Raw genomic sequence first — 14382 nt, forward strand, 5'->3', positions numbered from 1 at the left:
TGTTGTAAAAGATTACCTAGCGATCAAATAAACCGTTCTGCCCCATGCAAACGATCGCCCTTGTGACAACTGGCTTTGCATGAGTGATTGAAGACTTAGAAAATCTCAAACGATTTTCCACGTATATGCGCCCCCCTTTCAAATCACAAGATGTTGACCTCATTATACAAAATATCTCGTGATGTTTGAAAGACAGGCGAACATATACGATGAAGAGCTCTTGTTGGTCATCCGTTTTTCATGCTGAACGAGTCGACGAGCGTGAACGTGATGTCTTTCACGTCGAGACCGCCGAGTGCGAAGTAGAGCTGCAAGTAGTTGTGCTGGTTCAAGAAGAACACTTGCTTCGTCTGCGTCACCCATTCCCCGTCCGTCCCGTTGAACGTGAACGTCGGGCCCGGGATGTTGTTGGCGAACAACGTGACCGGCATCTGGGCAAGTTCACCCGCGTCCGATTTCGCCGTGATCGTCACGTCGTACGTGCCCGTCTCATCGACCGAGACGGCAAAGACGTGCGTATTCCCTGTCGATGTGTCGGCGTCACTCAGGCTGACAGCTTCACCGCTCTCAAGATGGCGATACGTCACATCGAAGTCGATGGCCTGTCCGGCTTCCTCGTCGAGACCGATCACCTCGACCGTGCCGTCGTGAATGCCGAGCTCGCGTTCCATCGCCGGTGACTGTAAGACGAAACGACAGATGTTCGCCGCGCTCCGGAGTAGTTCACCACGAGTGAGCAAGCCCTCAGCGAGTGCCGCGCCCGTGTTGTCATCGAACGAGTTCGTGTCCGGACGGTCGACGACCATATACAAGTCGTTTTGCGACTGAACCATCGCCGCCGTGTTCTGACGGTTCGCCGGCTCGTCTTCATGGTGGTTCACTTTCGCCCACCAGTCGGTCATGACGATGCCGTCAAAGCCCCACTCGTCACGGAGGATGCGCGTGTTCTGGTCGTATAATCCGGCCGTCCAGACGCCGTTGACGGCGCCATACGTCGTCATGATTGATGTGGCTTTACCTTCTTTGACGGCCATCTCGAACCCTTTCAAGTAAATCTCACGCAGCGCCCGCTCCGAGACGATGGAGTCGATATCGTGACGGTGCGCCTCTTGGTTGTTGGCGCTGAAGTGCTTGAGCGTTCCTGTCACACCGACGCGATGCATCCCGTTCAATTGGGCGATCGCCATCTTGCCGGTTACATGCGGGTCTTCCGAGAAGTACTCGAAGTTCCGGCCGTTGAGCGGGTTGCGGTGAATGTTCATCCCAGGTCCGAGCAGCGTATCGACGCGATTTTTCCGCATCTCGAGTCCGGTCATCTCGAACAGGTCTTCCACCAATTGGACGTTGAACGTCGAAGCGAGGAGCGCCCCGTTCGGAAGAGCGAACGCCTTCGTCCCGATGTCCATCCGGATACCGGACGGACCGTCCGCGCAACATGCCGCTGGAATGCCGAGTTCGTTCAAGCGGTCCGATACGCCACCGAACGCGGCGGCCGTCCCCGGCGTCACGCGCGGCGAGTTCATCCCTTGTCCCCGGACGATGCAGGCGAGATCCTCATCCGTCAATTGATCGAGGAACGCATCGAGCTCGACCTTGCCCGCATAAACGTCCTTCAGTGTGAAGCCGTTGTCACCGGCGTAGTCGCGCGTGACCGGACGTTCGGCGAGGTAGCGCGCCTCGACATCGACCGCTCGGAGCGGCGTCGGCACATACTCGACCAAATAGCCATGCTCGCCGACGACCGGCTTGATCCGGTCGAACGGAGTGACCGGGACCATGTTCTCGCTGAGCGTCTCGACAAGTTGTTGGGATGCCACTTCATACGCGAACACCGGTCGTGCCGAGCGCACGTCGGTCCCGAGGTGAAGCTCATATGCGCCGGCCTCGAGAACGAAGCTTGACGCGTGCCCGGTCGCGCCGTTGTCGTCATAGCTCGCGAAGTCCGTGACCGGGACGCTGAGTGTGAGTGTCGTCCGTTCCCCCGGTGCGAGTGTGTCCGTTTTATCGAAGGCGACGAGTGCACGTGCCGGGTTGCCGAGCATGCCTTGCGGCTTCTCGACGTAGAGCTGGACGACTTCTTTTCCGTCAACGGCGCCCGTGTTCGTCACATCGACGGTCACCGTGATCACGCCGTCCTGTTCGCTCGCCGTCGCGACGTCGGTCGTGAACGTCGTGTATGACAAGCCGAAGCCGAACGGATAGAGCACCGCGTCCTTGGCGAACGTCTCGAAATAGCGGTAGCCGACATAGATGTCTTCTTGATAGATCCCTTTGTCGGCATGTCCGAAGTTTTTCGTCGACGGATAGTCCTCAATCGATTTGGCAATCGTATCGGTCAACTTCCCAGATGGCGTGACCGCGCCCGTCAACACGTCGACGAGTCCGGTTCCACCCTCCAGTCCGCCTTGCCACGCATAGAGGATCGCGCTCGGTTGAGACGCCCAGTCCATGTCGATGATATTGCCGACGTTCAAGATGACCGCTGTCTTCGTGAACGTCTTCGATACTTTCTCAATCAACGCCCGTTCGATGTCCGTCAGCAAGTAACTGCCCGGGTCGGCCGTATTGTCCCGGTCTTCCCCCGCTGTGCGCCCGATAAAGATGAGGGCCACGTCCGACTGCTCCGCCGCTTCTTTGACGAGTTCATCCGTCACCGCCATCTCAGGCTGTGACCACGGTTCGCCGGCCCAGCCGACGCCTTGGTCGAACGGGTTCGCCTCGACCCACGTCTCGTACGTCTTGAGAAGCGAGTCGTTCAACTGAATCCCTTCTGTCGCCTGAAGCGCCTCGAGCGGACTCGTCACGTGCGAGACGTTGACCATCCCACCTGAACCCGTGCCGCTCTTATAGTAGTTGAATTGACTCCGTCCGAAGACAGAGACGGTCGTCCCATGTTGGAGCGGAAGCGTCGCCTGCTCGTTCTTTAACAGGACGGCCCCTTCCGCGACGGCTGTCCGTGCCAATTGTTTATATGTATCCCAGTTCAATGTGTAAGTTTTCATCATGTCATCTCCTTCATTCCGTTTGCGATTTCGGTCATGCAGTCTTCGGCTTGCGGGAAGTCGCCGAGCTTGTCCATAAAGGCGTGGTCCATCCCGCAGTATTGAATCAATCGTGTCTTCACACCGGCGCGCGCCAGTTTCCGTGCATACGCCTCGCCTTCAAGGCGCAGATAGTCGTACTCGGCCGTGATGAGGAGCGCTGGCGGAAGACCCGCCACATCCTCAGCGAACAACGGGGAGACGAGCGGGTCGGTCAGCTCGGTCTTGCCTTGTAAGTACACATGGTTGAGCAAACCGTCCGAATCACCGAGCGCCATGATGACGCCACGAATCAAGTCGTGGTGTTGCTTGATCTCATAGTCGTCGAGTCTCCATTCATAATCGTCTGTCGGGATCGATCCTAGATTGACGACCGGATAGACGAGCGCTTGATAGTGAATCCGATTCAACCCTTTCGAGCGCTCGAGCAGACAACAGGCCGTCGCCAAGTTCCCACCGGCACTGTCGCCCGCGACCGCGAGGCGATCCTGCAACACGTTCAATTCGTCGGCCTGCTCGTATACCCATTCGACCGCCTGATAACAGTCGTTCAATCCGGCCGGAAACGGATGCTCCGGCGCGAGCCGGTAGTCGACCGAGACGACGAGGGCGTTCGCTTTCTCCGCCAGTAACTTACACGGGTTCTCGACCGTATCGAGCGTCCCGCCGAAGAACCCGCCGCCGTGGAAGAATACGATGGCCGGTAACGCCTCTTCCGTGCGCGGCCGATACAGGCGTGCCGGGATGTCACCGTCAGCGCTCGGAATCATGACGTGGTCTGTCGTGATGTCCATCGTCGTCACATCCCGGTTCGGCCAGCCCATGCTGGCACGGGCAGACGCCAAGTCGAATGACGTCTCTGGCTCGGCTGCGGCATAGCCCTTGATGACGGCCAACACGCGCGGGTCCAAATCCCCGCTGACATCCGAATCGGGAATCGGTTTGATGATTGTCTCGATGCCGTCATGTAAGACGATGTTTCTCATTTGGCCCAGTGTTGTGACGAGCATATCCTGCTTATTTTCCATGATTCATCTTCACCCTCTCTTATACCCATATATAAATATTACAAGGTGGTAGTTGCACCCACCTTCTACCCATGCTACGTTTGAACGTAGATGAGTTAAGGAGCGTGTTCTGTAATGTCTCAATGTGTACGTTGTCAAAAAAATCGTGAATGTGTTCAAACTGATGAATTTGGTCACTTCGGCGATCCAGTTAAATCGTATTGTGCCGAATGTTTCGTTCATGAGGTGAAATCCGGTTTTCACCGGTACGAAATCGGTGAGTGTACGGCTTGCCAGCAATCCCTTGTTCTACAATATGATGATGAAGAAACGTTTTCGCTCGCCCAAGAAGAAGGTTTGGTCCATTACGTCTGTCCGGAACTTAAGGCAGCTTTTCTTCAACAAAACGAAACGGATATTGAACGATTGTGGGATTCACACGATGAACTCATTTTGTATATCATCCAGCCTAATCCGATGGAGCCGGACTTTGGCTGAACCACTTCGATTCGCTTTCCTTCATGGATTCGGTCTATAATGGACTGTATTCAAATATGCTATTGAAATTTTCTAAAGCAGAAGTTTTCACTAAAGAATGAGGTTAACTATGAGTAAACAACAATTTTCTGACTATCGCCTAAGCGAAGATATCCAACGCGCACTAGGCATCATGAAATACGAATCACCGACCGAAGTCCAACAGAAAGTCATCCCGCTCGCACTTGAGCGCAAAGACTTGGTCGTCAAAGCCCAGACCGGCAGCGGGAAGACGGCAGCGTTCGGGATTCCGGTAACGGAACTCATCGAATGGGAAGAGAACAAGCCGCAAGTGCTGATTCTCACACCGACGCGCGAACTCGCCGTCCAAGTCCGTGAGGATATGACGAACATCGGTCGTTTCAAACGCATCAAGGCGACTGCCGTCTACGGGAAAGAACCGTTCTCGAAACAACGTGAAGAATTGAAGCAGAAGACGCACATCGTCGTCGGGACACCGGGACGCGTCATGGACCACATCGAACGGGAGACGCTCGTCCTCGATAAAATCGATTACTTGATTATCGATGAGGCCGACGAGATGTTGAACCGTGGCTTCCTCGCTGACGTCGAGGCGATTCTTCAAGAATTGCCACGCGACCGTGTGACGATGGTATTCTCGGCGACGTTCCCGAACGACATCGAGCGCTTGTGCCAAAAGCACATGAACGAACCTGTCCGTGTCGCCATCGAATCGAGCGGTGTCACCGCCTCGACGATCGAACACGGCTTGATTGAAGTGCGCCGCGAAGACAAGCTCGCCGTGCTGAAAGATGTGACGGTCGTCGAGAATCCGGACAGCTGCCTCATCTTCTGTCGGACGAAAGAACATGTCGACACGGTTTACACCGAGCTCGATCAGGCCGGTTACTCGTGCGAACGCCTCCACGGTGGCCTTGAGCAAGAAGACCGTTTCGCCGTCATGGAAGGGTTCAAGATGGGCAACTTCCGTTATCTCGTCGCGACCGACGTCGCAGCACGTGGAATCGACGTCGATAACGTCAACCTCGTCATCAACTATGACGTGCCGATGGAAAAAGAGAGCTACGTGCACCGGACCGGACGCACAGGCCGTGCCGGCAACGCCGGAAAAGCGATCACGCTCGCGACGCCGCATGAAGGCAAGTTCGTTCGCGCCATCGAAGCGTTCATCAAGTTCGATATCCCGGAGATGGATGCACCGACTGAAAGAGAAGTCGCGCGCAACCAAGCCGCGTTCGAAGAGAAGTTGAGCGGTCGACGTGTCGTTCGCAACAACAAGACGGCCCGGATCAACCAAGACATCATGAAGCTTCACTTCAGCGGCGGGAAGAAGAAAAAACTCCGCGCCGTCGACTTCGTCGGTACAATCGCCAAAATTCCTGGCGTGTCGGCTGACGATATCGGCATCATCACGATCAACGACCAGATGACGTACGTCGACATTTTGAACGGCAAAGGCTCACTCGTCCTTCAGGCGATGGAATCGACACCGATTAAAGGTAAAAAGCTAAAAGTTAGTAAAGCCCATAAATAAACAATCCAGGTTTCGGAGAGGAAGATCTCTCCGGGCCTTTTTTGTGTTTAACCAACATTACCGAAAGCGCTTTCGGAAACATTTAAAAAAATAAGACTTATGGAGAGAACGCTTTCAAGAGCATCATACCGATAACCGTTCCGAAATTCAACTATCCTCACGTGATTGACAAAAAAAGGCTCAGACGATTGTCTGAACCTCAGTCTTCCAAATGAAGAAAATCAATCTTGTCCTCTCGAAGCGAACGATGTCTCGACAGGAGGACAGCAAGGGCGGTCATCCGCTTAGAGTCAGTCCAACAGTTCTTCTGAAATAAGCTTGAATCCTTCGATTTCCGTGTCTTCTTCTAGTTCAATCAACAGGCAACGTTTCCCTTTCACGTTCACTTGTCTCACGTACTTCAAGTCTTGCGGGCTGATTGAGATATTGGCGACTTTCGTATTGATTTTAATCGATTTCGACGTGTATTTCGGGACGACGCTGCTCGCCTTCATCTCATATTGGCGGTCGTCGACGACTTGTTGGAACGCCTGCTCGACCTTCTCCGTCGTCACGTCCTCGACACCACTCGCTTTCAAGACGATTTCGACAGTGCGGGCGTCAATCATCGGCACGCTCTCTTCCTCGTCCTCACGCTCCGCTTCGGCGAGGATCATTTGGTTGATTTCATCGTAAACGGTAGCGAGCGTCCCCACGTTCACTTCTTCGCCGATGACGGTTTTGACGACTTCCTCGAACATCGCCTTCTCCTCGACCGCCGTCACAATCTCGGTCCCGTTCAAGACGTTCTCGATAAAGCCAAAGTCCGGTTGATGAGCCTTTTGCGCGGCGTACAAGATATGGTTGACGTCGGCCGCGTTGTCCGTGAAGCACGGGAACATGAAACCACCAATCGGGGCATCGAGTTTGATGACCGGATTGATGAAGATATTCGACTTGAACTCCCGCTCGATATAATCGAACACGAGCGACTGTTTCGGGAGCTCGGTCTGGTTGATGCTACATAGGATGAATCGTGACGTCCATACCTCGTCACGCATATCGATTTCCGTCTCCTCCGAGTGACGGCGTGTCGGCTTATTGTATTTGAAGCGAATGAACGTGACGACCATATCTTTCTCAAACGGTGCCTCCTGGACCATCTTGAGCGCGATCCGCTGCATCATACCGGCCCACTCTTCGATCTCGTCGGTCCGAAGCGCCTCATACAACAACGTCTGCGTATGGTCGGTCTGGCCCGGCTCCGGATGTTGAAACTTCACTTCGAATAGCTTCTCGTCGATTTTGCCGCCGAGCACTTTCTTGAAGTTGGCGAGAAACAGCTCTTGGTGCTCCTGCTCGACAAACGGGAACGAGCGTAACTCCTCGTAAAAAATCTCGTTGCTGTCTTGGCGAATATAAATATTATAAATGTCAGCGATTTTGACCGCTTCCGCATTCAACTTGAAATGCTTGCGGATTGCCGCGATGTCTTTTTGATTCATTCATCCCAACTCCTTCGTCCTTTACTACAAACCGCCTTCATTATACCAATAGTTGGTGCCTGCGCGTATGCCGATAGTGCTAAAGCCGGGACGTCTGATGTCATGTATCATGTCCCTGACCTCAACTTTTATAATCTTTGGATTCATTTTTTGTAAATTTGCGTATTTCTCACTTCCTTGCCATGTATAGTCGATGTGCATCGTGCGTTTACGATGCGCGTCGTTCAGTCGTCATACATAATAGGAGGCACAAACATGCTTAAAAAATGCATCAGTTCTTTATTCACGATCATCTTGGTCGCCACGTCGCTCCACTTCACGACGCCGACCGCCTCGGCACTCCCGCCCAATATTCCATCGAAATCGAGTGCGCTCACGAAGTTGAACGCGTTGACCGTTAAAACTGAAGGAACGATGACCGGCTATAGCCGTGACCTGTTCCCGCACTGGAGCGGACAAGGGAACGGCTGCGACACGCGTCAAGTCGTCTTGAAACGCGACGCCGATTCGTACGTCGGTGACTGTCCGGTCACATCAGGGTCATGGTACAGTTACTATGACGGCATCACGTTCACGTCACCATCTGATTTGGATATCGACCACGTCGTACCGTTGGCCGAAGCGTGGCGTTCAGGTGCCAACAGCTGGACGACGACGAAACGTCAAAGCTTCGCCAACGATTTGACCGGACCACAGCTGATTGCCGTCTCGGCCAGCTCGAACCGTTCAAAAGGGGACCAAGACCCGTCAACATGGCAACCGACACGCACCGGTGCACGTTGCGCTTATGCGAAGATGTGGGTCGAGACGAAGAGCCGCTGGGGTCTCAGCCTCCAATCTACAGAAAAGACGGCCCTTCAAACGGCCATCAATGCTTGCGTCTATTGATTCAGAAAGGAGTCTACGATGAACCAGCAATCTTCAGTATTTAAAGCCACTCACGGCGTCATGACCGAGGAAGTCGGCGTCATCAGTGGAGATCTTGAATTACGGACGACATGCCAGGAAGACGGCACGCTCGAGCTCGCCATCACGTACGTCGGCGCGGCCGAGTGGTACACATTGCCCGGGAAAGACTACAAACTGCATGACGTGCGCGACCACGAGGTCGTGCATCGCTTGCTCGTGAACGTCCTCGTGCGGGCATAACAAATGAGCCGACACGGCATCGTGTCGGCTCATTGTTTGTACTTCTCTAATAATGTCTTCGGGATATGGCAGTAATCGTCCGGACATCGCTCAAGCCGGTCTTGATGCTCATCCGCGCTTCGGACGTAGTTCGTGAGCGGCAATACCTCGACCGCGATTCGGTCCGCATCGCTTCGGTTGTCGATCAATGTGCGTGCGACTTTCAAATGGCGTGGGTCTGCACTATAGACGCCGGTCCGATACTTTTCGCCGACATCTTCGCCTTGGCGATTGACGCTATACGGGTCGATGATTTCAAATAAGTAATTCATCAACTCCTTCATCGTGACGACGCTCGGATCGAACGTCGTTTTGACGCATTCGGCGTAGCCGTCATATGCTCCGTCAAGCGTATCCGTCGCCCCGTTCGCCCGTCCGGCCTCTGTTTCGATGACACCGGGTAACGTCTTGATGAACGCTTGGACGCCCCAGAGGCAGCCACCTGCTAAATAAACGGTTTCGATCAGTCTCACTCCTTGTCTGTCAGGTTTAGGTAATTCTAGTTATACTATCGTTATACATGATTATATCCAAAAAGGAGCACCATTTTGAAAACAATCAGACTCGCTCTTCTTCTATCCGCAGCACTCCATGTGATTTATGTTGTCGCCACGTTCGGAATCGGCTTCATCCGCACGCTCAATTATGAACCCGACATCATCGCCGAGGCGGATAACGTCACCATGCTTCAAAACGAGGTGACCCTCGGGACGACTGGGTCGCCATTGATCTACGTCTTCACATGGATTGGTCTTGCCGTCCTTCTGGCGCTTGGGATGTTCACCGCTCAACGGATTCGCCAAACGCGTTAACCAAGAATACATGCGTTACACGGTTACAGATGCCACTTTAGGAGGGATATCGTTTGAATCTTATTCAGCAAATCAGACAAATCTACGTACCGGTGCACGACTTGGATCGCGCGGTACGTTTCTACCGGGACACGCTTCAACTTCCGCTCTTATTCCAAACAGGCAGCCTCGCCTTTCTAGAATGCAACGGCGTTCGGCTCATGTTGTCGCGTCCCGAGAATGAAGATTTTGCAAAAGCGAGCTCCGTGCTATATCTCCAAGTGAACAACATCACTGAGGCGTATGAACAGCTTTTGGCGAAAGATGTTCAGTTTATCGACCAGCCGCACCTCGTCGCGAAAATGAAGAACCTCGAGACATGGATGGCTTTTTTCAAAGACTCCGAGGGTAACACGCATGCGTTGATGAACGAGATTGTTTCGTAATAGGAGCAATACGAAAAAGGAAATCTACGCTGCTGTAGATTTCCTTTTCTTATAGATAGCCAAGTCGTTTCAAATCCTCATAGACGAGAGAAGATAGGAGCGTTCTCCCCTTCCCGTTCAAATGGTCTGGATTGTGAAAGTACTCGCGCTGATGGATGAACCGTTCGTCATCCATATAGTTTAAGAACGGGACGTCCAACTCGAGCGCGGCCAGATGTTGATAAACGAGTCGGTCCATGACCGCTTGATCAAAATAGGCGTTGTAGGATGCGTGGACCGGCTCCATCGCCAACACGACGCGATAGTCTTTCGCCTGACAATACGCGATGATTTCTTTCAATCGTTCCATATTCTGCTCGATGTCACGATTCTCCACAGCCTGTTTATACTGCGCTTCGACCATCTCGTATTTTCGTTCCGAATAATTCTGGCCATTGTTCACCCACGGTTTATGAGACTCCCATCTGAAATCGCGAATCTCTCGTGACAGCGCCGTATACACGCTCCCACTGTTCAATGCAGGAATTGACGTGTACGTATAGTAATCAAACGTACTGACCGGTTCGATATCTTCCCGTTCCAACACCTGATAATAGTTTTCTTTCCGGGCAATCTCCGCATTGCTGAACGTGATTTGCGAGAGCGAGACGATGACGACCCCACCCGGACGCAGATGTTCGTCGTACTGTTTCAACATCTTCAAGTCGTATTCAATCGTTTGGCTCGGCAACGCTAAATCGAGATGCGACAGACCGAGCGGTTTGAACGCATAGCCGAACATCGCGTGAGACGTACCTAGGTTGATGATATCCAACGAGGACGGGTTGTCTTGGAACGCCAACACGCCGCGGTTGTTATTGTACGCCCACGACTGTTTGACAAAGTCGTTGAGCGGAATCAATAAGAGCGCAACGATGATCAACACCACTGAAATTTTCATCCATACACTTCTCATAGCCATTCCTTTCACTTAGAACCCACCATAAATGAACCCTTCACTCGACACGCCGAACACCAAGACCGACACAATCACGAACAGTTGAATCGCCACGTTCGTGAGAGCCGAACGCTCGGACAGCCAGTCCCAAGCCGAACCTTTCGTCCGTTCGATATACTGAAACACCTGAACTGTCGTAAAGAAGAAGAGGAACACGAGTAAATCGAGTAACGAAAATAATTCAAGTGCCTGCAGCATTTCAACCGGTGCCCATGACGAAGGTGTCACATACAACCGAGCATGGTGAAACGCTTGGGCGACCGAGTCAGATACGAAAAAGACGCGCGAGAAACAGACCAACTGGAACGTGACCGCAATCTTCAGCCATTTATGAAGCTCGGGCGTCCGGTCCAATCGAACGAAGGACGCCATCTGTTCCCGCTGATGTTTCGTCGCATCCCCGAACACGCGGTACATACCATGAATCAGACCCCATAAGACGAAACTCCAGGCGGCCCCGTGCCAGATGCCGCTCACCAAAAATGTGATGATGATGGCGACATAGATTTGATGTCGTTTCTTTTTCCCTTTGCATAGCGGGATAAAGATATAATCTCGGAGCCACGTCGACAGCGAGATGTGCCATCGGTTCCAAAAGTCGGCGATTGATACCGCGAAATGAGGCTGTCGGAAATTCTCCGTCAACTTGATGCCAAATAGTCTCGCTGTCCCGATGGCGATATCGCTGCAAGCTGAAAAGTCTGCATACAATTGAAGCGAGAACAGCATCGTCCCGAGCACGATCTCGGAGCCGGTCGGGTCTGGCTGACTGAACACGCTCGCGACCATCGGCGCCAACCGGTCGGCGATGAGCGTCTTCTTGAAGAAGCCCCAGGCAATCCGCTTCATTCCATAGCTGACATGTTCATAGTCGAACCGTTGCTCCGCTTTAAATTGAGGTAGCAACTTCTTGGCTCGCTCGATCGGTCCCGCCACGAGCTGCGGGAAGAAGGCAAAGTAAATCGAGAAATAGCCATAATGGCGCTCGGCTTTCAGCTTTCCGCGATATAGATCAACGAGATAACTGATGGCCTGGAACGTATAAAACGAAATCGCCAGCGGCAAGACGATGTCTCGATACGGGATGTCATAGTTCCAACCCAGCGATGTCGCCATGGTGCGAAACGAGTCGTTCACGAAGTTAAAGTATTTGAACCAGCCGAGGAACAATACCAGCGTGGAGACGCCAATCATCATGAGGCGTTTCTTCTGTCGCTTCTCGTCTTGTCGTTCAATCAGGATTCCCGTGACGAACGTAAAGGCTGTGCTCACGAGCAACAACGGGATGAACTGGATACTGAGCGTCGCATAAAACAAATAGCTGGCCGCCAGTAACAGTACCCATCGGAAGCGATGCGGCACCACATAATATACCGCCACTAAAATGGCGAGAAACAGTAAAAACTCGATTGAAATAAACGTCATATCTTCACCTGATTATTCTAAACTTATACAGCTTTCAACAAAGGCTTCACTTGCACCCGCTTATTGGTTCAGGTGGTGACGAGCTCTCGTTTCGGTAATGCGGCATACAGAATTTTTCCAGATTCGTTCCGGGGAATGGCATCGATTTGTAGAATCGTGACCCCTCTTGTATGCATCATGTCCTTGATGACTTGTTTGATGGCGGGACGGTCATCGTGCAACGTGTACACGTACAGCTCATCATCCGTTCCCGTACAGACACACTCATGTCCGTGTGCTCGTAACAGGTCCTCCACTTCATCGAGGCTAATCCGGTTCCCATGCATCTTAATCATCCGCTCGATGCGGCCGACGATAAAGAAATAGCCGTCTTCATCCATATACGCCAAATCACCCGTCTGCAGGACGCCCTCGTTCTCATCTCCGCTCGCGAGATCGGATAACGCCTCGGCATACCCGAGCGACACGTTTACTCCCTGATACATCAACTCTCCGACGATGTTAGGCGCAGTGATCAGTTCACCTGTTTCCTTGCGAAGTGTCAATTCACCGCCTGGGATGGCGATACCGATGCTACCCGCCTTCTCCTGATTCTGGTCAGGAGGCAAATACGACATGCGGGCCGTCGCTTCCGTTTGACCGTACATCGTGAAAAACTGAATGCCTTTTCGTTCGCAGATGTCGGTAAACGCACTCGCTAAATCCGGATTCAATTTTCCTCCAGCTTGCGTCAGTTTCGTCAAACTCGGCAGCTCCATTGTCTCGAACTTGAGCCGGTGTAGCATCTCGTAGACGAACGGCACGCCGCCGAACGTCGTCACGTGCTGGTCGTGGCATAACTGCCAAAATTCCTTCTGCATGATTGACGCCTCCGTCACGACGATGGTCGCCCCGGACACGAGGTGGCTGTTGATAATCGATAGGCCGTACGAATAGTTCATCGGCAACGTCGTGATTGGACGGTCGTCTTCAGTGATAGTTAAGTACGACACGATCGATGCTGCGTTATGGAACAGGTTGCCGTAGCTGAGCCGTACCAGCTTCGGACTGCCCGTACTGCCGGACGTCGTCAACAGGAGCGCGAGCTCGTCATGAAGTTCATGCTCAATCACATGAGGACATTCAAATAGCGCATAGTCTCCATACTCGTAAGTCGTGTACATCTCCTGCGTTAATTGATTATGCTCCCGATTCGCCCAAATGTGCGTCGGTCGGTAGCGGTCAATTAAGTTCTGCAGCTGTTCCGAATGAATCGCTGCATCCAACAGGAGCGGCACGATGCGTCCGCGGAGGAACCCGACGTAGCCGAAGATTGACTCTTTATTGTTGGCACACAAACAAAAGACGAGCGTTCGATCGCCGACCTCACGCGCAATCGCGTCGGCCGCCTCAATCATCTCTTCGTAGGAATACGCACGATCCGCATAAATGGCGGTGCGTTCTCCATACTGACCAATCGTATCGAAGCGTTTCATTAACCGAAGTCCACACCCAAGCGTTTCAATAAGTCGATGCCGGATTGATACGTGTTGAAATCTGTGATCACATCGGAATCGAGATCGACGTCAAAAGCGTCCTCGAGCTCCGCAATCAATGTCATGTGGCCAATCGAATCCCACTCTTTCGTGACACCGAGCTTCATTTCTTCGAATGACGCGTCTGGCTCGACATCGAGTCCGTTGATAAAGGCTGTTTTATATAATTCAATATTGTTCATTGGATGAATTCTCCCCCATTTTAGATAATTGATAATGATAATCATTTGCTATGTGATTTTATCACATCACATTTTTCACGGCAATACGACATCAAAGAATGGGGCTACTCATTGAGAAAAACCGGCTATCGAAATTCGATGGCCTGGGCTAACCTAAATTTTTGAGACAATATAAAAACACCTTCGCAGTGGTACACTTTAAAAAAGTGCTAGCATCGGAGGTGTTTTTGCGT

At 52.5% G+C, this 14382-nt stretch carries 14 protein-coding genes; 6 read left to right on the forward strand and 8 right to left on the reverse strand.

All coding sequences use genetic code 11. The annotated features are described in order from the left end of the window. Window positions 1-227 precede the first annotated feature (227 nt). Both KNP82_RS10495 and KNP82_RS10500 read right to left on the reverse strand, forming a co-directional pair. On the reverse strand, window positions 228-3002 hold the full coding sequence (locus tag KNP82_RS10495) for a glycoside hydrolase family 3 C-terminal domain-containing protein (protein WP_214827919.1): 2775 nt from the start codon (window positions 3000-3002) through the stop codon (window positions 228-230). After that, window positions 3002-4069 (reverse strand): alpha/beta hydrolase, encoded by a 1068-nt coding sequence (locus KNP82_RS10500; protein WP_214756489.1) that lies wholly within the window; start codon window positions 4067-4069, stop codon window positions 3002-3004. Before KNP82_RS10500 ends, KNP82_RS10495 begins: the two co-directional genes overlap by 1 nt. A 114-nt stretch (window positions 4070-4183) precedes the next feature. Between KNP82_RS10500 and KNP82_RS10505 the strand changes: the two genes are divergently transcribed. Both KNP82_RS10505 and KNP82_RS10510 read left to right on the forward strand, forming a co-directional pair. Further along, window positions 4184-4546: a hypothetical protein gene (locus tag KNP82_RS10505; protein ID WP_214756490.1), complete on the forward strand. Its 363-nt coding sequence runs from the start codon at window positions 4184-4186 to the stop codon at window positions 4544-4546. A 109-nt stretch (window positions 4547-4655) separates the two neighbouring features. Further along, window positions 4656-6101 (forward strand): DEAD/DEAH box helicase, encoded by a 1446-nt coding sequence (locus KNP82_RS10510; RefSeq protein ID WP_214827920.1) that lies wholly within the window; start codon window positions 4656-4658, stop codon window positions 6099-6101. Between the two features lie 290 nt (window positions 6102-6391). On the opposite strand, the gene KNP82_RS10515 is transcribed toward KNP82_RS10510, so the two are convergent. Further along, window positions 6392-7585 carry a DUF4317 domain-containing protein gene (locus KNP82_RS10515; protein ID WP_021067885.1) on the reverse strand — a complete coding sequence of 398 codons (1194 nt, stop codon included), beginning with the start codon at window positions 7583-7585 and terminating at the stop codon, window positions 6392-6394. 255 nt (window positions 7586-7840) lie between these two features. Here KNP82_RS10515 and KNP82_RS10520 point away from each other — a divergent pair, with 255 nt between their 5' ends. Together KNP82_RS10520 and KNP82_RS10525 are read left to right on the forward strand one after the other, a co-directional pair. After that, window positions 7841-8473, forward strand: coding sequence for an HNH endonuclease family protein (locus KNP82_RS10520; RefSeq protein ID WP_214753805.1), 633 nt, complete (start codon window positions 7841-7843; stop codon window positions 8471-8473). A gap of 18 nt (window positions 8474-8491) precedes the next feature. Further along, entirely contained in the window at window positions 8492-8734 is a 243-nt protein-coding gene (locus KNP82_RS10525) for a hypothetical protein (RefSeq protein ID WP_214827921.1), read from the forward strand. Between the two features lie 29 nt (window positions 8735-8763). Here the strand turns inward: KNP82_RS10525 and KNP82_RS10530 are convergent, their stop codons facing one another. After that, window positions 8764-9237, reverse strand: coding sequence for a peptide-methionine (S)-S-oxide reductase (locus KNP82_RS10530; protein WP_214827948.1), 474 nt, complete (start codon window positions 9235-9237; stop codon window positions 8764-8766). Between the two features lie 84 nt (window positions 9238-9321). Here KNP82_RS10530 and KNP82_RS10535 point away from each other — a divergent pair, with 84 nt between their 5' ends. Beyond that, a complete protein-coding gene (locus tag KNP82_RS10535; protein ID WP_114165064.1) occupies window positions 9322-9585 on the forward strand; it encodes a hypothetical protein in 264 nt (87 codons plus the stop codon). 53 nt (window positions 9586-9638) lie between these two features. Next, a complete protein-coding gene (locus KNP82_RS10540) occupies window positions 9639-10010 on the forward strand; it encodes a VOC family protein (protein WP_214827923.1) in 372 nt (123 codons plus the stop codon). Between the two features lie 49 nt (window positions 10011-10059). On the opposite strand, the gene KNP82_RS10545 is transcribed toward KNP82_RS10540, so the two are convergent. The 4 genes from KNP82_RS10545 to KNP82_RS10560 all read right to left on the reverse strand — a co-directional run bounded on the left by KNP82_RS10545 (window position 10060) and on the right by KNP82_RS10560 (window position 14149). Next, window positions 10060-10950: a hypothetical protein gene (locus KNP82_RS10545; RefSeq protein WP_251128715.1), complete on the reverse strand. Its 891-nt coding sequence runs from the start codon at window positions 10948-10950 to the stop codon at window positions 10060-10062. 30 nt (window positions 10951-10980) lie between these two features. Then, window positions 10981-12432, reverse strand: a complete 1452-nt coding sequence (locus KNP82_RS10550) for an MBOAT family O-acyltransferase (RefSeq protein ID WP_214827927.1) — start codon at window positions 12430-12432, stop codon at window positions 10981-10983. A 68-nt stretch (window positions 12433-12500) separates the two neighbouring features. Then, window positions 12501-13907: an AMP-binding protein gene (locus KNP82_RS10555; protein ID WP_214827930.1), complete on the reverse strand. Its 1407-nt coding sequence runs from the start codon at window positions 13905-13907 to the stop codon at window positions 12501-12503. Beyond that, window positions 13907-14149, reverse strand: a complete 243-nt coding sequence (locus KNP82_RS10560; RefSeq protein ID WP_021067876.1) for an acyl carrier protein — start codon at window positions 14147-14149, stop codon at window positions 13907-13909. Before KNP82_RS10560 ends, KNP82_RS10555 begins: the two co-directional genes overlap by 1 nt. Between the last annotated feature and the right edge of the window lie 233 nt (window positions 14150-14382).

Origin of the sequence: Exiguobacterium sp. s26, from assembly GCF_018618235.1 — a bacterium.
Classification (GTDB): Bacteria; Bacillota; Bacilli; order Exiguobacteriales; family Exiguobacteriaceae; genus Exiguobacterium; species Exiguobacterium chiriqhucha.